At 64.8% G+C, this 19,195-nt stretch carries 10 protein-coding genes; 3 read left to right on the top strand and 7 right to left on the bottom strand.

The window, feature by feature from the left end; genetic code table 11:
* Positions 1 to 7: 7 nt before the first annotated feature.
* The 6 genes from K1X11_RS07195 to K1X11_RS07170 form a co-directional block, all read right to left on the bottom strand.
* Positions 8 to 2,509 carry a hypothetical protein gene (locus K1X11_RS07195; RefSeq protein ID WP_221031055.1) on the bottom strand — a complete coding sequence of 834 codons (2,502 nt, stop codon included), beginning with the start codon at positions 2,507 to 2,509 and terminating at the stop codon, positions 8 to 10.
* Between the two features lie 228 nt (positions 2,510 to 2,737).
* A complete protein-coding gene (locus tag K1X11_RS07190; protein WP_221031054.1) occupies positions 2,738 to 3,292 on the bottom strand; it encodes a DUF4256 domain-containing protein in 555 nt (184 codons plus the stop codon).
* Positions 3,293 to 3,304: 12 nt separating this feature from the next.
* Entirely contained in the window at positions 3,305 to 5,329 is a 2,025-nt protein-coding gene (locus K1X11_RS07185) for an ATP-dependent helicase (protein WP_221031053.1), read from the bottom strand.
* Between the two features lie 57 nt (positions 5,330 to 5,386).
* Complete coding sequence (locus tag K1X11_RS07180; RefSeq protein ID WP_221031052.1) at positions 5,387 to 8,413, bottom strand: hypothetical protein; 3,027 nt, start codon at positions 8,411 to 8,413, stop codon at positions 5,387 to 5,389.
* Between the two features lie 232 nt (positions 8,414 to 8,645).
* Complete coding sequence (locus tag K1X11_RS07175; protein WP_221031051.1) at positions 8,646 to 10,853, bottom strand: sodium-translocating pyrophosphatase; 2,208 nt, start codon at positions 10,851 to 10,853, stop codon at positions 8,646 to 8,648.
* A gap of 109 nt (positions 10,854 to 10,962) precedes the next feature.
* Positions 10,963 to 11,742 (bottom strand): hypothetical protein, encoded by a 780-nt coding sequence (locus K1X11_RS07170; RefSeq protein ID WP_221031050.1) that lies wholly within the window; start codon positions 11,740 to 11,742, stop codon positions 10,963 to 10,965.
* A gap of 374 nt (positions 11,743 to 12,116) precedes the next feature.
* Between K1X11_RS07170 and K1X11_RS07165 the strand changes: the two genes are divergently transcribed.
* Both K1X11_RS07165 and K1X11_RS07160 read left to right on the top strand, forming a co-directional pair.
* Positions 12,117 to 14,135: a DUF3857 domain-containing protein gene (locus tag K1X11_RS07165; protein WP_221031049.1), complete on the top strand. Its 2,019-nt coding sequence runs from the start codon at positions 12,117 to 12,119 to the stop codon at positions 14,133 to 14,135.
* 35 nt (positions 14,136 to 14,170) lie between these two features.
* Positions 14,171 to 16,198, top strand: a complete 2,028-nt coding sequence (locus K1X11_RS07160; protein WP_221031048.1) for a DUF3857 domain-containing protein — start codon at positions 14,171 to 14,173, stop codon at positions 16,196 to 16,198.
* 42 nt (positions 16,199 to 16,240) lie between these two features.
* Here the strand turns inward: K1X11_RS07160 and K1X11_RS07155 are convergent, their stop codons facing one another.
* Entirely contained in the window at positions 16,241 to 17,953 is a 1,713-nt protein-coding gene (locus tag K1X11_RS07155) for an FG-GAP-like repeat-containing protein (RefSeq protein WP_221031047.1), read from the bottom strand.
* A gap of 138 nt (positions 17,954 to 18,091) precedes the next feature.
* On the opposite strand from K1X11_RS07155, the gene K1X11_RS07150 reads away from it, so the two are divergent.
* Positions 18,092 to 19,195 (top strand): sensor histidine kinase, encoded by a 1,104-nt coding sequence (locus tag K1X11_RS07150; RefSeq protein ID WP_221031046.1) that lies wholly within the window; start codon positions 18,092 to 18,094, stop codon positions 19,193 to 19,195.

The raw sequence follows: 19,195 nt of genomic DNA, 5'->3' as shown, positions 1-19,195 counted from the left end.
ACAGCCCTTACGGTAGAAGATAAATTTCAAGGAGGACGATGCCCGAGGTCTGGCTGGAGTCGGCGCTTTCGACCGCCATGGTGAAGACCCCGGGGGGAAGCTCGACGAGCATGGCGGCGTCGGTGGCGTCTTCGGCCAAGGGGAAGGCGCCCACTTGAGGGGTGGCATAGGCGATCTGAGCGGCGTCCGCTTCCTCGTGCCAGGTGGCGGCGGCGCGGATGACGGTGCCGCTGGCGTCGCGCAGCACGAGTCGTGGCGCAGTCAAGGTGTTGTTGACGTTGAAGGCGGTCAGGCCCGGGCCGACCGCGCGCAACAGCAGGCGGGCCGGGCGGTCGAAACCGGCGGGGTCGCGGACGACAAAGCCGGCGGTGGCGGCGGCATCGCCGGGACCGGTGCGCGCGCGGAAAGAGAGGTTTTGGAGACCATGAGGCTCGTCGGTCGTTTCGTAGATTTCGAGCAGACCCGGTCCGGTGGTGGCGCCACGGTTGACGAGTTGCAGGCTGAACGGCGTGGCACCGGGAAGCGTTCGTTCGAGGGCAGCATCGCCACTGCCAGCTTGGAGGGTAAAGGCACCCACCCGTGAGGCCAGCACGTCGAAACGGTCGCGCATGTTGGTGGTTTCATCCCAAGAGTCGTTGTCGCCAATTTCGTCTCCGGTGCTGTCGAAGAGGAGGAGAGCGGGATCGGCCACCGGGTGAGTGATGCCGTGCGGGATAAGGCCCGGACCGACGCCGCGGAACATGAACCAGGGCCCCGTGCCTGCCTGACGCCGGGCGCTGAAGCCGACGATCAAGACATCGTCCCCGCTGCCGGGCACGGCTCGCCCGGAGAGGTTGGCGAGGGCGGTCGGGCGGTCGGTTGCGGTGAGGGCGACGACTGGGCTGAGGGTGCTGCCGTAGGCGTTGGTGACCCGGAGCTGGTAGCGGCCGAGTTGCGCGGCGGAGACGTTCGCCATGATGAGCGTGTGCTGGGCGGCAGCGGCGGTGTCCAGCGGTTGGCCATCGAGAGCGATCCACTCGTAGGATTCCGAGTCGGCTGCGGGGGTGCTGGGGGCCAGCGTCGCGGTATCCCCTGCACTGTAATCCCAGGGGGCGACATAGGCATTCGCCTTGGGGGCCAATGAGGTCGGCGGAGTGAGATCCTGCCGGAGTCGGACGAACCCTTTGTTCACGTCGGCGGGGGTATGGGTGTAAAGCTCCCCGGTCGGCGCGAGTGCGTGGAATTGGTAGCGCCACGTTTCCTCGATGAGGCCGAAGTAGGCATCCGTTTTGAGCGTCAGTCCGGTGGCGGTGATGCTGTAGCGTCGCAGTTGTTCGTCGAACAGGTAGAGGTAGTCTCGGGAGACGTCGACTTGCGGCGGGAAGAGGCAGACGAGTCTGTCGGTGGTCGAGCCGGCGATGAGTTCGCCGCTGGCGGAGTGGAGTTGAAAGTAGTTTGCCCCGGATCCCTCGCTTTGTTGGACCAAAATACGACCATCGGTCAAAGGCGTCACGTGGAGCGCAAAGTCCCATTCCTTGAAGTCGTAGATGCTGTCGGCTTGGATGCCGGTGAAACTCGGGTCGATGGAACCGTCCGTCGTGTAGCGCGTGCACCATTCGGATTTTTCCAGCTCATCAATCCACCGGTCGTGAGGACGGGTGGCGTTGCCCCACACGTAGAGGCGTCGGAGTGTATCCACGGAACAAGCACGGATGTCGGCGTTGCTCCAGACGATGGGCGTGAAGGTTGGATCGGAAGTGCCGTCGGCGAGGCAGCGCAGCACGGTGTTTTGCTGGCGAAGGAGGAGTTTGCCATCGGCCAGTGGGAGGGCTTGGTCGAGCGGCAAGGTGGGGTCCAGTGTCTCGGGCAGGGTGAAGTCGAGCGGTTCTCCGGTTGAGCTGCGCAGGTAGGGGGCTTGAGCAAACACCAAACGATCGTCGGCGGTGGTGGTGAGAAGCGGGCCGTTGGTGCTGGGGCAGTCAAAATAGTGCAGCAGGGAACCGTCGAGGCCGAGCACGGCCAGACGGCGGGTGCTGGCAGTTTCGTAGGCGACGATGGGCCGGCCGTCGCTCAGGAAGCCTTGGGAATAGTGTTGGCTGGTGCGGAGTTCATCCGGCAGGAGGTTCCCCTGGAAGGAGGGATCGATGCCGGACGGCGGCAGCGGCTGGACATTGATGGTGAGCGTGTCGCGACTCCAGCTGGTGCCGAGCGGGGTGGTGAGCTGCACGCGGTAGTTGCCGGTGTCGGCGCTGCTCAGGTTGACCAGATCGAGCGCGGTAGCGGTCGCGCCGGGAATGGGCGTAGCGTCGTGAAACCACTGGACGGTCGCCTCGGGGGGGAGGCTGGTGGGATCGATGTCGAGACTGACATCTGAGCCGGGGGCGACCTTAAAGGCGCCGCCCGAAAACGTGGAGGTGCCGAAGGGCGTCTCGGCGAAGCGCAGGGTCTGGGCGTGGGTGCTGAGGGTGAGCCCCAAGGCGAGGACCAGACTCAGACGACGAAGCAAAGAGCGGGAAGCAGGCGAATTCATGGTGGGGTGAGGAGGCGCAGGCGCCGCATCGTGATGACAGGCGAGGAGAGGGAAATCCGCTACTTTATAAGTAGGGGAATCGCCGTTCGGGTGTCGGTCGGGGCGGAGCATGTAGTGAGCACTCGGAGTCGGACTTAAAGTGCCGAGAGGCCCATGCGCTGGCGGGGACGGGGAAGAGCAGCCACTTGGGGTAGAAGGGCATGGCAGGAGAAGGAGTGCGGTCGGGCGTCAGACTCGGAGCAGGGCGCGAAAGCCGCGGGCGCTGTAGTAGGATTGGGCGCCGTTGTGGTAGATGAAGACGCGGCCGTAGCGGCGGTCGCCGAAGAGGGCACCGCCGCGCTCGCGCACGTCGGCCGGCGTGGCGAGCCAGCTGGACGTTTTTTGGTCAAAGGCGCCGAGCGACTGCAGGTGGTGGTAATCGGCTTCGGTCAGCAGCTCAACCCCCATGGCCGCGGCGGTATCGATGACGTTGCCGGCCGGCTGATGGGCTTTGCGTGAAGCCCAACCGGCTTGATCGTAGCAGAGCGCGGTGCGGCCAGCGGGGCTCTCGGGCGAGCAGTCCATGAAGGTGAGTTCGCCGTTCGCGGCATCGACCTTCACTACGTCCGGTTCGCCGCCGGTTGCTTCCAGTTGGTGGAGTGCGGTGAGTTTCGCCGGGGCGGCGGCGTTGAGCTGCGCGGTGACGTCGGCCCAAGAGATTCCCGGATGCCGCTGTGGGTTGGCCTCAAAACGAGCGGCGAGGGTGGCGAACAAGGCGTCGCTTTGGTCGGAGGAGAGATTCATGGGGAGCGACGCCTACCAGCCGTAGGCGCGTTTGATGCGGAGGCCCTCGTAGAGGTCGGGGGGGAGCTCTTGGAGGAAGCGTGATGGGCTGAGCAGCATGCCGCCGGGGCCTGCTTTGGTCGCGACTTTGGGGTAGCAGAGGTAGAGTTCGTTTTTGGCTCTCGTGACCGCGACGTAGAAGAGGCGGCGCTCTTCCTCGACGTCGCCGGCTTCGATGGAACGGCGGGTGGGGAACTGGCCGTCGGCGCAACCGATCACAAACACGACGTCGTATTCGAGGCCCTTGGCCTGGTGCACGGTGGTGAGACGGATGGCGTCCTGTTCGGAGTCGACGGAGCGATCGCTGGTCTCGCCGTTGAGCAGGACGATTTGCGCAAGCAGGTCCTGCATCTCGGTGTAACGGGCGGCAAAACCGGCGAGCGCGCCGAGTTCGTCGAGGCGGTCGATGTAGTCGGCGAAGGCGCCTTTGAGGTAGTCGCCATACCAGCCGTCGATGGCGACCTCGACAGTGATCTGCGGCGACTCGTCGCGCATGGCGTCGGCGGTCTGTTTGAGCGAGGCGCAGAAGCTGGGCCATTCGTCGCGGGCGCCTTTGGGGACTTTGCTTTTGACGTCGTCGGTGGTGAGCGCGTCGACGAAGTCCTGCTGCATGAGTCGGGCGTGATCGAGGGCGGCGTGGTAAATCTTGGAGGCGCCTTTTTCGCCGATCTTGGGCAGGAGGCAGGCGCAGCGTTGCCAGGCGGATTCGTCGGTCGGGTTGTAGACGAAACGCAGGATGGCGACGAGGTCGCGCACGTGGGCGCGTTCGAAGAACTTCACGCCGGAGGTGATGTGGTAGGGCACACCGGCGCGGGAGAAGGCGAGCTGGGTTTCGAGGGCGACGAAGTGCGAGCGGTAGAGCACGGCGATCTCGTGCGGCGAGACGCCCTCGTCTTCGACCAGGGCGCGGATGCGTTTGATCAGGAACTCGGCCTGCTCGCGGTCGTCCATGGTCTGGACGACGTAGGGTTTTTGGGAGTTGGCGCGGTGGGCGCGCAGTTCCTTGTCGAAGTGGCGGCCGGCGGGTTGAGCGAGCAGGACGCCGTTGGCGAGGTTGAGGATCTGCGGGGTGGAGCGGTAGTTGGTCTCGATGCGGTGGAGCTGGGCGCCGGGGTGCCGCTCGAGGAAGGTCATGATGTTTTCGAAGTTCGCGCCGCGCCACGAGTAGATGCACTGGGCGTCGTCGCCGACGGCCATGATGCGGTGGTGGGGCGCGAGCGCGTCGACGATCTGGGACTGGATGGTGTTGGTGTCCTGATACTCATCGACGAGGAGGTGGCGGAAGCGTTGGGCGAAGTAGTCGGCGACCTTGGGGTCCTCCTGGAGGAGCTTGAGCCAGAGCTCGAGGAGGTCGTCGTAGTCGACGACGTTTTGTTCACGTTTGGTGGCCTCGTAGGCCTTGGCGAAGGTGGGCAGGGAGACGGCGATGTCGCTGTATTGCGGGTAGTGATCCTCGACGGTCTGGGCGAGGGACTTCTGGGTATTGCGCGACATGGAGAGCACGCTGAAGAGCGGGCCGGGGCGCGGGTTGGTTTTGTCTTTGAAGAAGGATTTGTGCTCGGCCTCGACGACGCGTTTGAGGAGTGATTCGGATTCGTCGGCGTCGAGGATGGTGAAGTTGCGCGGCAGTTTGAGGGCGGGGGAATCGCCGAACATGCGCAGGGCGCGGTTGCCGAGGCTGTGGAAGGTGCCGCCCCAGAAACGGTTGGCTTCGGCGCCGGTGAGGTCATGCACGCGGTGGAGCATTTCCTTGGAGGCCTTGTTGGTGAAGGTGAGCAGCATGATCTCGCCGGGCGGGATGCCCTGGTGGAGGAGCCAGGCGACGCGGTAGGTGAGGGTGCGGGTCTTGCCGGAACCGGCGCCGGCGAGCACGAGCACCGGACCGGGCGGGGCGGTCACGGCGTTGAACTGCTCCTCATTGAGCTCCGCCTTGAAGTCGATGGGCGGGAAGCCGGGGCGGGTCGGGGCGTCGTCGTCGCGGTCGAGAATGAAATCCATGCGACGGGCAGGGTCGCGGTTTCGCGGGCGGGTGCAAAGCGGAAAGCAGCGGGTGGGTCAGGGGAAGGTGAGCACGAACTCGAGGTCGCCCCAAAAGGCCCAGTCGAAGCTGGGGTTGCCGCGGGGGTCGACCTGGAGCTCGAGGGTGGCGTTGTCGGCCCGGTCGGCCGGCAGGTCGACGGTGAAGCCCTGCAAGAGTCGACGCGCGGGGTCTTTGTAGGGATCGAGGGTTTGTTCGAGTAACAGCACGGGCGGTCGGTCGACTGACCGCAGCACGATGCGAAAAACGCAGCCGTCGGTGTGGCCCTCGGGGGAATCGGTGACGCCGTCGCGGAAACCGAAGGTGCCGGAGAGGCGCAGGGCTTGGGGAGGGGCGGCGAGGACAAAGCGGGCCGGGGCGTGGGCGAAGAAACGCACGTGGTCGGGAAACTCGGGCAGGTAGAACGGGGCGACCATGGCCTCGGTTTCCTGCATGTCTTCGAGGGTGACGGGCAGGATGTTGGGCCGGGTGAGGTCGCGGCCTTCGTCCTGTCGATGGCGAACGTAGAGCCGGCCGGAACCCACGTCGCGGATCAGCACGTAGTGCGTTTCCAACCACGCGGCGAGTTTGGGGTAAGCTTCGTGACCGTGCGTGGAGCGGTTGCTGTAGAACGGGTCGCCGGGGCCGATCGTATCGACGAGAAACTCGGGTGGGTAAAAACTCAGCTCACCAAAATATCGGTCGAGGTAGCGGTTGGCGCCGGAGTCGGCGTGAGCCAGCGCGGCTAACGGGAACGGCGAAAGTGTCGCGGGGGTCAGGCCGGTCTCGCGGTAGATGCCCGGGCGCACGCCCCATACGCCGAGGCGATCATGCGGGAGACGGCCGGGGAATTGGTTGAGCACGTCGACAATCGCGGAGGTCGCAGCGGGCGTGGCGGGCTCGCGATGTTGAGCGACCCAATGCGCGGGTAGAGCGGTCGCAGCAACGGCGAGCGCGATAGGAAGGGGGCTGCGGGTGTCGAGTCGGCGCGTGAGGGCGAGACCGCCGGCCATCAGGAGCGTGATGACCGCAAGACCACCAAGGGTTTGGGTCCACAAGGCGACCCCCAAGGCGCTCGGATGACCGAGGTAACCGAAGTAGAGATGCAGCAGATCGGGGAGGCGTCCGTCGCCCTGCACCCAAGCCCAGGTGAGGGCTGGCAGGCCCACCGCGAGGAGGAACCAGCTGCGCCGCCACCACGGGCCGTGGCGTTGGGCGAGTGGGAGGCCCGCGATAAGGAGAAGGAGCCAAACCAGAAAACCGGGGAGGTTGAGCCAAGGCAGGAGGGCGATGCTGCAGGCGGCGAAAACCCCGGCCAGTCCGGCCAGAACGGGACGAATCGGACGCTGAGACTGAGCGACCCAGAGCAGCGCTACGGCCATCGTGGTGGCTGCCCAGACCAGTGGCGCGGAGCCGAACGATTGCAGAAAAGCAAACGGAGCCCAAGCGAGGGCCAACCACAGGGGCAGGCTCGCCAGTAGGCTGCGGCGGATGCCGAGCGAGGCGGAGAGGCCCGACCACGCGGCCATCCACAGCGCGGCGAGGACGAAGACGGTGAGGCGTCGGGCGTCGGCCGCATCATTGGCGGCGGTGAGTTCGAGCAAGGCCAAGGTGGCGGGTCCGCTCTCTCCGAGGTCGGCGGTAACGTCGAACGCGGTGTAGTCGGGAATACGCTGGTGGCGGTCGAGGAGCAGCAATTCTTCGAGAGAAGCGGGAGCGGCCGACTCCACATGAGGGGTGCGGGCAAACCACAAGGCGGTGACGCCTAATACGACGATGAGACACGCGCGGGCGAAGGCAGGGAGGAAAGACGGGCGGGGCGCCTGGCGAGACGGCTGACGTTTAAACCAAGCGGAAAGCGGGCCGGCGGGGAACAGGTCGAGGCGGGGCGCGAGTGAGCCGGTCAGGCCGCCCAACGTGAGGAACAGGATCCAGTGGGAAAGCTGATCGAGCACGAACACGAGTCCGTCGGCGAAGGGGTTCACCGGTTGCGGCAAGGGGAACCACCAGACGAGGTAGGTGCAGGCGAGGGCCACGACGGCAAAGGGCCGATGCGCGGGCGAGCGCAGCCAGCGGTGGAGCTGGGGCAGGACGAGGAGCAGGAAGGTGAGGCGGTAGTTGAAGGACGAACCGAGGAGGAAGGAGGCGAGGTAGATGGACGTGCCGCCAAGGAATCCCGTGAGCGCCAGATCGGGGGCTGTGTCGGGAGCCGGTGACGGCGCTGCGCGCAACGAGCGGACGGCCGGGATCAAGGTCGCGATGGCGAGCAACAGGACAGGCACCCACAACGGCAAGGTCGCCACGGTGAAGCCGAAGTGCTGCTCGGCGCCCAGCCCAAAGGCGAGATAGCCAAAGGAGAGGTAGTAGGTGAGCGGGGTGGCGTCGCGGATGAGCTGGAGGTCATCGCGGTTGGCCAGCACGTAGAGCAGACCGATGATGATGCTGAGAAAAACCAGCCAGGGCGCGCGACGGCGCGATCCGCCCAAGAGCAGCGGTGCGGCGGCGAAAGGGAACAGTTTGAGCGCGCCGGCGAAGACGATGGCGGCACTGGCGGCGCGGCTGCGGCCTACCGCGGTCAGGCACGTTGCGGCGGCGACGAGCGCGAAGGCGAGGATGTCGGTATTGCCCCGTTCGAGGCCGAGCAAAATGGCCGGCGAAAGGATGGCGCCAAACCACCACCAGGCGGGTGGGCCGCGCACCAGGTGGACGAACAGCGCGAGGGTCAGCAGGAAACACCCGAGCATGAATCCGCCGAGAATGGGCGTATCCGAACGATCAATACCGAGGGCGAAAAGCTGGTGCCAGATGCGCGGGTAGTTGAGCGGACGGCCGCCGAGATCGGCCGGGTTTTCGCGCAGCGGATCGTGGCCCTCCCGAAATGACTCGGCGCCGGCGGTGATGACCTGCGTGTCGTAGAAGGCGGGATTGGAGGCGACGAAGCCCCACCATTGCCAGGTGGCATAGGGCCCCTTGGTCAGCAGCAGTCCAGTCACGAGCAGACCGGCTGCGACCAATCCCCACACGGGCGTGCGCCAAAAGCGGGAACGGGAGGGAGAGGTCGACATGGGAGGAGGCAACGGAGCGGTGAAGGATTCCGGACGAAGCCGGAGCGTAAAGCGTTTTGCTCCGTGGCCGACGGGCAAAAAAGAGGCCGCCGACCGGTGAGAAATCACCGGCTGGCGGCCGTTGCGGGCATATATTGTTTTTTCTACACCAAGAACGCAAAGGTAGCGAAGGAGGGGCCCACCGCCTTTGCGCTCTTTGCTACCTTGGTGTGATTAAACCGCAGGATATTTTTTAGAAGATCGTGAAGGCGACGTTTACGCCGGCGGTCACGATGGAGACCATGCTCATGAGTTTGATGAGGATGTTGAGCGAGGGACCAGCGGTGTCCTTGAAGGGATCACCCACGGTGTCACCGATGACGGCGGCCTTGTGCGCGGCGGAGCCTTTGCCGCCGTGGTGGCCTTCCTCGATGTATTTCTTGGCATTGTCCCAGGCGCCGCCGGAGTTGGCCATAAAGACGGCGAGCACGAAGCCGGTGGAGAGGCCACCGCCGAGCAGGCCGAAGGTGCCGGGCACGCCGTAGAGGACGCCGACGAGGATGGGCACAGTGACGGCGATGACGGACGGGAAGAGCATCTCGCGTTGGGCACCGGCGGTGGAGATGGCGACGCAGCGGGCGTAGTCGGGAGTGTCGGTGCCGTTGAGGATGCCGGGTTTGTCGGCGAATTGACGGCGGACTTCCTCGACCATGCGACCGGCGGCGCGACCGACGGCGTTGATGGTGAGACCGCAGAAGAGGAAGGCCATCATGGAGCCGATGAACACGCCGAGGAGCACCTTGGGGTTCATGAGGTTGACCTGAAAATACTCCATGAACTGCGGCAGCGTCGCGAGGGCGGTGTCGACCACTTCGCCGCCACGCAGGATGAAGCTGTTCTGCTCGTTGTGCAGCATGGCGATCTTTAGTTCCTCGACGTAGGAGGCGAGCAGGGCGAGCGCGGTGAGGGCGGCGGAGCCGATGGCAAACCCCTTACCGGTGGCGGCGGTGGTATTGCCGAGGGAGTCGAGCGCGTCGGTGCGGCGGCGGACTTCCGGGCCGAGGCCGGCCATCTCGGCGTTGCCGCCGGCGTTGTCGGCGATGGGACCGTAGGCGTCGGTCGCGAGGGTGAGGCCGAGGGTGGAGAGCATGCCGACGGCGGCGATGCCGATGCCGTAGAGGCCGAGCGAAATGGTCTCGGGCGAGAAGCTCCAGGAGCCGGCGGCGAAGCCGTAGGCGAGGGTGGTGCCGATGACGATCGCGACGACCGGCACGACGGTGCTCATCATGCCCACGCCGAGGCCGGAGATGATGACGGTGGCAGGGCCGGTGCGGGCGTGTTCGCCGATGCCCTGGGTGGGTTTAAATTCCTGGGAGGTGTAATACTCGGTGGCTTTGCCGATCACGATGCCGGTGATGAGACCGACGACGATGGCGCCCCAGATGCCGGTGAAGTTCGGCAGGTCGAGCGCGCGCAGAATGAGGTAGGAGGCGGCGATGATGAGCACGGAGCTGAGGTTCACGCCGCGACCGAGGGCGTTGAGCAGATCGCGTTGGGAGGCGCCGCTCTTCACGCGCACGGCGAAGATGCCGATGATGGAGAGGATGGTGCCAACGGCGGCCACGAGCATGGGCGCGAGCACGGACTTGTAGGCGGCATCGGGATCGCCGGCGGCGGCAAAGGCGGCGGCGCCGAGGGCGGCGGTGGCGAGGATGGAACCGACGTAGGATTCGTAGAGGTCGGCGCCCATGCCGGCGACGTCGCCGACGTTGTCACCGACGTTATCGGCGATGGTGGCGGGGTTGCGGGGATCGTCTTCCGGGATGCCGGCTTCGACCTTGCCGACGAGGTCGGCACCGACGTCGGCGGCCTTGGTGAAAATGCCGCCACCGACGCGGGCGAAGAGGGCCTGGAGGGAGGCGCCCATGCCGAAGGTCAGCATGGTGGTGGTGATGACGAGCAGCTTGTGAGCGGGGTCGGCATCGGTGACAAATCTGTTGAGCACTACGAACCAGACGGAGATGTCGAGCAGGGCGAGGCCGACCACGACGAGGCCCATGACTGCACCGCTGCGGAAGGCGAGGCGCAGGCCGGCGTCAAGCGACTGGCTGGCGGCGTGGGCGACACGGGCGGAGGCGTAGGTCGCCGTTTTCATGCCAAAAAAACCGGCGAGCCCTGAGAAGAAGCCGCCGGTCAGAAACGCAAAGGGCACCCAGGTGTTCTGGAGGCCCAGGCCATAGGCGAGCCAGGCGAAGACGCCGGTGAGGATCAGGAAGAAGACGCCGACGATTTTGTATTGTTGTTGCAGATACGCCATGGCTCCGGCGCGGACATGGCCCGCGATTTCGGCCATACGGGGCGTGCCTTCAGGCGCTGCCTTCATACGGCGATAAAACCACGCGGCGAAACCAAGCGCGCACGCGGAAGCTACCGGAACAAACCAAAAGAGGGGGGAGTTCATGGCGATGTATTGGAAAAAACGGGGCAGGGGACCGGACCGGCGGATGCGTCACCCGGCCCCCGCCAGAAGCGGGAGACGGTGATACAAGAGCGGGGCGGTGGGGCGGGGCTCAGGCTCCCCAGGTGCTCAACGCGGAGCGCCACCACGGGTAGTGCTGGGTTTCCAAGGTTTCGCGATCGGGGAAGGGGAAGAAGCGGAAGCCCTCGCCAGCCTTGGCCACGTAGAAGCCGCGGTAGAGCGTGCGGAAGAGCACGTCCTGTTGCAGGTAGCGGATGACGGTCTTGGTGGGCTTGCCTACCTTGGTGCGCAGCTCGCGCAGACAGTCGCGCAGATGCTCCAAGTTGTAGTAGGGCAGATCATCGATGTTCTCGGCCTCGGGGTCGTCGGCGAGGCGTTGCAGATCGAGCTCGGCGTAAACGAGCGTGGGCACGGAGACGCGTTGGGCGGGGTCGGTGATCTGCTTGCCGAATTGGCGCGGGCCGAGGGTGCTCACCACACGCGGGGTGATGGGGGCAAACTCCTGGTAGAGATGGAAGCGAGGTCCCTCGACGCGGAAGTAGTCGGCGGGCGAGAGCTCGAGCACGCGACCGTCATTGGTGACGAGGTAGAGGGCTTCGAGGGCTTCGAGCGGGGTGGTCTCAAGGACGCGGTAAATGGAGAGGTAGGCGGAGTGACGAGGGTTCGCGGTGTCGCCACGTTCGAGGTCGGGCGAAACGTCCAACTCGGCCAGTTTAGCGGCGGAGTAATCGTCCGAGAGTCGGAAGAAAATCGCCTGCCCGCGCGCTCGCTTGCGGGAGCCGGTGGCGAGATACGCGCCGAAGGTGGCGGGATCCAAATGAGACGCGACAAGTGCCTCCGGAAGGAGCGACAAGTAGAGGTGGGGTTTCATGATGGGGCGCGGGGTAGTGCGAACCCTAGCATATTAAAAAAACTAACTCTGTGCTGCGCACGATTTGACGCGAGCTAATCACTCGTTGTGGAAATCCGAGTTTGAGCGCCGCCTGAATTATGGTGGCAAAACTTGAGGCGGGGGTGAGCAAAGTCTTGCCAGATAGATAGAAGCACCTGTTCTGTGGGGCAGGGTGATATCTGGCCGATCCAACCCTGTGTGAAGACAAGTTATGATCTGCGACGCGTTGGAAGGCCGGAACGGTGCAGCCGCCATCAGGTGGATGGAGGTGCATTTCGGGCGGAAACCGAGGCGGGGATACGAACGTAATCCCAGCGCAGATTGCCCCCCTTAACCTCCTGCCGTTTACCCCTATGAAGCTGTTACCCCTCCAACGATTTGTCCGGTTATTTGCGTGGTTCGAACTCCGTCGTCGGGCCAGGCCGGCGGTCGGAATGAGCGTTGGCGGAAAAGCCGCGCTGGCAGCGGTAGTGTGGTGGCTGGGGGCGGGGGTGGCGGAGGCCAAGAATGACTGGGATCCGATCGACCCGGCGGAGTGGAGTCGCACTCAGTCGGAGATCGATCCGGAGGCGCACGCAGAGGTCATTCTCAAGCGGATCTCCTACGGGAACCCGAATCGGGAGTCTTACTTTCGGGTGCGCATTTATGACGAAAAAGGCGTGGAGGAGTATGCGAAGATCGAGTTGGAGCATCGGACCGGTGGGCGCGTGCGGGATCTGGAAGCGCGCACGATCAAGCCGGACGGCACCGTGCTGACGTTGGAGAAGGATGACATCTTTAAGCAGGAGACGGTGAAAGCCCGCGGGGTGCGGGTCACCACGACGTCCTTTGCGCCGCCGGGCCTCGAACCCGGCGTGATCATCGAATACCGCTACGAGGTTTACAACGGTGGTGCTGGTTACGTGAACCTGCTCACCTTTCAGGAGTCACGGCCGGTGCGGCGCTGTGAGTATGAAGTGCGGATTCCCCCGGTGGGTGGATATCTGCGGGCCTTGTTCATGAATCGCGCGAAGGAGCCGGTGAAGCCCGACAGTCGCAACCGCTACAACTTCGTGATGGAGAATCTGCCGGCTTTGGCGGAGGAGCGGTTTGCGCCGGATTTTGAGGGGCTCGGCGCCGCGGTGCTCCTCTACGTGAGCTACAGTGCAGGAGAGGACAAGGACGAGTATTGGCGCAAAGCGAGTGGTGTGTTGGCCAAGGAGACGCGAGCGGTCACGCGCACGAGTAAACGGCTGCTGCGGGATGAACTGGCGCGAATTTTAGATGGTAGTGAAGATGCCGAAGCGAAGTTGCGGAAGCTCCACGATTATTGTCGGTCGGAGTTCATCAACCTCAACCGGGAGTCGCCCGAAGCGGTCGCGGCGCAGGCGGATAATCCACCGGAAATTGATGCGGTGAAGGATGTATTGAAACACCGCATGGGCGATGATCAGTGGATCAATCGGACGTTCGTGGCGCTGGCGGTGGCGGCGGGTTTGGATGCGCGGGTGGCAAAGGTTGCCGATCGGCAGACGTTCCCGATGAACCGCAATATTACCGAGCTCTATTTTATCACCCGTGAGGTGGCGGCGGTGAAGATGGCCCACGGGTGGCTGTTGACCGATCCCGGCGCGACCTACCTGCCGGTGACGATGCTGGCTCCGGATTATACCTACGCGATGACGTGTATTGGCGATGCCAAGCAGGAGGTGACGGTGAATTCTCCTGGCACCAGTCCCAAGCTGTCCAGCCGCCGCCGGGTGGCGCATTTCGAGCTGCAGAGCAACGGCGACCTGGAGGGCACGGTGGAGGAGCATCTCAGCGGCTACTGGGCATTGGCGTGGCGACAGAATCGCGACGAGGATTCGGCCGAGGAGGATCGCACGTCGAAGGAGGAGTGGTTGCGCGAGAGTCTGAGCGATGCGGAGGTGACGGAATATGAAGCGGAGAACAAATATGCGGTCCTGCAACCGCTGGTGGTTCGCTACCACCTGAAGGTGCCCGCGTTTGCGGAGCGCACCGGGTCGCGGTTGTTTTTCTCCCCCGCCGTGTTTCAACGCGGACAGGATCCGATCTTCGAAGCCGAAACGCGGGAGAACCGAATCGTGTTTCCCTATCTTTGGAGCGAGGTGGACGAGATCACGATCACGTATCCGGAGGACTTTAAGTTGGAGGAACCGTCCGCCCCTTCGCCGGTTGATTTTGGCCGGATGGGGGCCTTCGAAGTGCGGTTGCAGGTGAATCCTAAAACGCGGGAAATCCAGCTGACCCGGCTGTGGGCGCTGGGGGAGCTGGCGCATGAATCCTCCCGCTATCCGTATCTCAAAGGCCTCTTCGAGGCCCGGCAGGAAGCCGACAATCATACGCTGACGTTGCGGCGTCAGCGGAAATAGGCGGCACCGCCTCCACCCGACTCGAACTACCCGCCATGAGCAAAATGGAGATGAAGAGACGGCCGACCCATCCGCTGCTGCCGCGATGGACGATGGGAACCCTGATGATGCTGTTGTTGGCGCTCCCTCTCTGGGCGCGACCGAAGGCGCCGGATTGGATGGTGGCGGCGAGCAAGCTGCCGGTGAACGTCGAGACCGGCGATGCGACCGCGGTCGTATTGTGGGACGAGGGGCAGGTGGAGATCGAGCGCACGGGCCGGGTGAATCACCACACGCGCTGGGTGATCCGCTTGTTGGCCGATGAAGGGCGCGATCACGCTACCGCGCTGGCGAGTTATGTGGATGGGGCCGGCAAGGTGAGCTCGATCGAGGCGTGGCTGTTGAGTCCGGACGGCACGGTGCGCGAATACGGCAAGAAGCAGCGCGTGGATGTGGCGGCCCACACCAACGCGTTGGAGCTGTATGGGGAAAGTCGATACGCGGTCCTGGCGGGCGCGTCGGATGTAGCCCGCGAGGGGGATGTCTTCGCCTACGAGATCAAATGGCGCGACGAGACGGACTGGGCGGAGTTGGGCTGGACGTTTCGCAGTGAGTTGCCGGTGGTGCATTCGCGGCTGGCGGTGACGCTGCCCGACGGCTGGGACCTGCGGACAAAGTTTTACAACCACCCCGGAGTGACGACGGAGCGATCGGGGCAAACCTACGCGTGGACCCTGCGGGATTTGCCGGCGGTGGAGGACGAGGCGTGGCGCCCGCGGGTGGCCGCGAGCAGCATCGGGATGAGCGTGGCTTTCATCGCACCCGCGAACGAAACGCGCACCCGCAACATGATCGGCGTGGAGACGTGGCCGGAGTTGGTGGGGTATTTCGCTGCGGACTACGCGCAGGCATCGACGCCGGATGCCGCGGTGCAACAACTCGTCGATGAAACCCTGGCGGGAGCGACGGATAATTGGGAACGCATACAACGGCTCTGTCGTCTGGCGCAGGACGTGCGCTACATTTCGGTCGCCTTGGACATGGGGCGTTCCGGGGGCTATCGACCCCGGGCGGCAGCGGAGGTGCAGCGAGTGGGTTACGGCGATTGCAAGGACAAGTCGGTTTACCTGCGGGCCTTGTTGCGGGCGGCGGGACTGGAGGGACGGGAGTTGTTGGTCAGCTCTCAGGCCCGTTATGAAATCGATGAAGCGTGGGTGTCCCCGTCGTGGTTTAATCACTGCGTGCTGACGATTCCGCTGGATGAGTCTGCGCCGGCCGAGGTGGCCAGCTTTACCGGGCCGCAGGGACGGCGTTGGTTGGTGTTTGATCCCACCGATGAGTTCACGCCGCCGGGGCAATTGGACGTGGAGGGGCTTTCGGCGCAGGGGCTGTGGTTCGCGGCGGACGAGGGCGGCATTATCCAGCTGCCACCCCTGAACCCGGCGCGTTCGGTGATCGAGCGGGACACGCAGGTTACCCTAACCACCGACGGCACCGCCACGGGCACCATGCAGGTGACTTATCGCGGCGATGATGCCGGGCCGATGCGAGCTTGGGCACGGCGGACGACGGACGACGAACGGCGCAGGGGTTTGCGCAACTGGTTCAGCGACCGATGGACCGCGCCCACGGTGAATCGCTTGGAGGTAAAGGATGCCTTTGCGGAGGATGCGTTGACGCTGGACCTGGAGTTCGAGGGCGAGGGTTACGCCCGACTCATGCGCAACGTCTTGTATGTTTTCAGTCCGGTGATGTTGCCGACGGATTTGCCGCGATTCCAAGCCGCGGAGGAACGGGTGAATCCGATTTGGCTCCAGGCGGGACGCACGGTGGAGCGCACGACCTTTGTCCTGCCGGAGGGTTACATCATCGATGAGGCGCCGGAGGACGAGGCGGTGGAAACAGAGTTTGGGCGCTACGTTTTTAAGACCAGCTACGACGAGACGTCGCACCAGGTGCTGGTCGAACGAGAGCTCGAGTGGCGCTCCGGGCGTTGGGCGCCGGACTTGGCGGAGCAGGTCGAAGACTTCGTGGATCGGGTGCGCGTGACCGAACAAACGCCGTTTGTGCTGGAACGGGATTGAGCCGTAGCAGCGTTTGAGCCGGAGGCGAAAGCGTGGGGCGCCTTACGGTTCCACCACGGTGAGGTGTTGGTTGATGGCGAGGCCGCGCAGTTCCTGACGTTGGCCGGAGGGCCAGGTGATGACGAGGCGGCGCACGCGGGTATCTTCGCTGAGGCCGAAGGTCAGGTCGTCGGTGGATTGGGCGAGGTAGCCCAGCTGCGGCGCGACGGTGCGCACGGTGACGAAGCGCGGGGTGTGCAGCTCCACGCGGGCGCCGTAGGCGGCGGGGTGGGTGCGGGTGGCGCGCAAGGTGAGGCGCAGCCAGGGAGCGTTGGTTCGCAGGTCGTTGCGCAGGTAAACGGCGGGGCCTTGGTTTTGGGCGATGACGAGGTCGAGGTCGCCGTCGTCGTCGAAATCGGCCGTGGCGGTGCCGCGGGCGGTGAAGGGAGTGGGGAGGCCGGTGAGCTCGATCGTGGGCGCGGCCTGCCAGGTGTCCTGCTCGCGCCAATACAGAGTGGGGTGAGAGGCGAAGGGCGCATCGGTTTCGATGCGGGCGAGGTCGGGCTCCATGAAGCCGTGGGCGGCAAACACGTCGCGATGGCCGTCGAGGTCGTAGTCGAGCGCGGTCCAGCCGGCCTTGGCGATCAGGTCGATCTCATTGCCGGGCGCGAGCGTGTGGCGCTCCGGTTGCAGGGTGGGGAGAATGTGGGCGATGTCGTTGTCCTGATTGACGGTCGGCAAGGGCAGGGTGGCGGCGGCGGCGAGACTGGCGGAAAGGCCCTCGCGGCGGATGGTTTCGGCGGAGACCCAGGGCGCGAAGCCCCCGGTGGGCGTGTTGAGAAAGAGCACGGGATCGCCGGTGTGAAAATGGAGGAGGAGGTCGAGGTGACCGTCGTGGTCGGCATCGAGCGGCGTGAGGGCGATGGCTTTGGCGCGAGGGAAACCCGTGAGCGGATCGATCGGTTGCAGGCCGGCGTGATCGCGCTGCTCGGTGAAGGTGCCGTCACCATTGTTTCGATACACGGTGGGAAAGACGTCGAGGAAGCCGACGGGGGTGCCGTAGGAACGGCCGACGCGGGCGAAGTTGATGGCGGCGGCGAGGCCGGCTTCGGGGAACCAGCGCAGGTAGTGGGAGACGATAAGGTCGAGTTGGCCGTCGCGGTCGATGTCGAGCCAAGCGGCGCCGGTGCTCCAGTCGGTATCGAGACCGGCGACGCCAGCGGTGGTGGTGGTTTCGGTGAAGGTGCCGTCGCCGTTGTTGCGCAGGAGGCGGTTGGGGCCGATGCAGGTGACGAAGAGGTCGGTGTCGCCATCGGCGTCGTAGTCACCGGCGACGGCGGCCATGGCGTTCATGACGAGGTCGAGTCCGGCGGCGGCGGTGACGTCGGCGAACTGGCCGGTGCCGTCGTTGAGGTAGAGGTGGCTGGTGGCAGGGGTTTGCCAGGCGTGATCGGACCACGGCCACGGAGCGCCGTTGACGAAGAAGATGTCGGCATGGCGGTCGCCGTTGGCGTCAAAGACCGTGACGCCGCCGCCCATGCTGGTGGGCGCGGGTTCGGTGCCGTGGCGGTGGGTAAAATCGATGCCGACGGCGGCGGTCGCGGCGGTGAAGCGGACGTTGGGGGCGGGGCGGCGCGGTTCGTCTTCGTTGGGGAAGAGCCACGCGAAGGCGACGTTGAGCGCGATGGAGGCGATGATGAGGGGCACCAGCACCGGCAGCAGCGGCGGAACCGCGGCGCGGGTCGGGGAAACGGGACTGTGGGCGTGGGTGGGCACTGGGTGAAACCGCGAGGAATGCGAAGAGACGTGAAGAAGTGGATGGGGGCAACGCTGGACCCGATGGATGGATTTTAGCTGGTGACTTTCTGCGCAGGCGTTGGAGTGACTGCACGCGTCGGCGCGTTGTTCGCGGTTATGTCTTCTTCTGCCCCTTCCCGTCCCTGGCTTCGCTACAGCGGTGTGTTGCTGCTGTGGACCTTGGTGGGCTTGGCGTTTGCGAGTCAGTTTTACCTGTCGAGCTCGTTGATCGGACGTTCGGTGTCGTGGGGCGAGGCGATCAGTTATTCGTTGGGCGACTGGTATGTGTGGGCGGTGTTGTCGGTGCCGATTCTGTTGCTGGCGCGGAAGTTTCCGCCGGACGAAGCGCGGCCGCTGCGGGTGGGTTTGATACATCTGGGGGCGGCGTTGGTGATCTCGCTGCTTTATGTGGTGCTGCGCTCGATGGTGGGGCTGGTGCACGGGTGGTTGATCGATGAGCCGCTGACGTTTCTGGAGGTGTTTCGGCCGCTGCTGGTGAAGACCTTTCCGTTTAATTTGCTGGTTTATGGCGTGGTGTTTTCGGCCAGTCACGCGCTCGACTATTACCGCAAATACCACGAGCGCACGGTGCATGCGCTGGAGTTGGAGAAGCATCTGGCGGAGGCGCGGTTGCAGGCGCTGTTGCGGCAGCTGAAGCCGCACTTCCTCTTCAATACTCTGAACGGCATCGCGTCGCTGATGCACAGCGATGTAGACGCGGCGGACGCGATGCTCGTGCGCCTGAGTGAGCTGTTGCGACTGACGATGAACCAGTCGGGTCAGCCGTTGACGCGGTTGGCGGACGAAGTCGCGTTTGTGCAGAAGTATTTGGATATCGAACGTATCCGCTTTCGCGATCGGTTCACGGTGGAGGTGCAGGTGGATCCGGCGGTGCGGGAATGGCGGGTGCCGAGCCTGCTGCTGCAACCACTGGTGGAGAATGCGATCAAGCACGGCCTGGAACCGCGCACCGAAGGCGGGCGGATTCTGGTGATGGCGGCGCCCACGGGCGAGGAGCTGGAGATAACGGTGGAGGACAATGGGGTGGGCATGCCGCCGGGGGGCTTCACGCGCGAAGGTATCGGTGTGGGCAATACGCGGGCGCGGCTGGCGGAGCTTTACGGCGAGGCGCATGCCTTTGCGTTGGAGCCGGCGGAAGGCGGCGGCTTGTGCGTGCGGATACGCTTGCCACGGGAGCCGCGCCAAGAGGAGGCGGCTTGA

Source organism: Actomonas aquatica, from assembly GCF_019679435.2.
GTDB classification, from domain to species: domain Bacteria; phylum Verrucomicrobiota; class Verrucomicrobiia; order Opitutales; family Opitutaceae; genus Actomonas; species Actomonas aquatica.
The sequence above is the reverse complement of the archived record's forward strand: the minus strand, read 5'-3'. Positions and strand labels throughout refer to the sequence as shown.

Bases quoted from the DNA above. Each gene is read 5' to 3' on its own strand.
- K1X11_RS07195 (WP_221031055.1), bottom strand. From the start codon at position 2,509: ATGAATTCGCCTGCTTCCCGCTCTTTGCTTCGTCGTCTGAGTCTGGTC.
- K1X11_RS07190 (WP_221031054.1), bottom strand. From the start codon at position 3,292: ATGAATCTCTCCTCCGACCAAAGCGACGCCTTGTTCGCCACCCTCGCC.
- K1X11_RS07185 (WP_221031053.1), bottom strand. From the start codon at position 5,329: ATGGATTTCATTCTCGACCGCGACGACGACGCCCCGACCCGCCCCGGC.
- K1X11_RS07180 (WP_221031052.1), bottom strand. From the start codon at position 8,413: ATGTCGACCTCTCCCTCCCGTTCCCGCTTTTGGCGCACGCCCGTGTGG.
- K1X11_RS07175 (WP_221031051.1), bottom strand. From the start codon at position 10,853: ATGAACTCCCCCCTCTTTTGGTTTGTTCCGGTAGCTTCCGCGTGCGCG.
- K1X11_RS07170 (WP_221031050.1), bottom strand. From the start codon at position 11,742: ATGAAACCCCACCTCTACTTGTCGCTCCTTCCGGAGGCACTTGTCGCG.
- K1X11_RS07165 (WP_221031049.1), top strand. From the start codon at position 12,117: ATGAAGCTGTTACCCCTCCAACGATTTGTCCGGTTATTTGCGTGGTTC.
- K1X11_RS07160 (WP_221031048.1), top strand. From the start codon at position 14,171: ATGAGCAAAATGGAGATGAAGAGACGGCCGACCCATCCGCTGCTGCCG.
- K1X11_RS07150 (WP_221031046.1), top strand. From the start codon at position 18,092: ATGTCTTCTTCTGCCCCTTCCCGTCCCTGGCTTCGCTACAGCGGTGTG.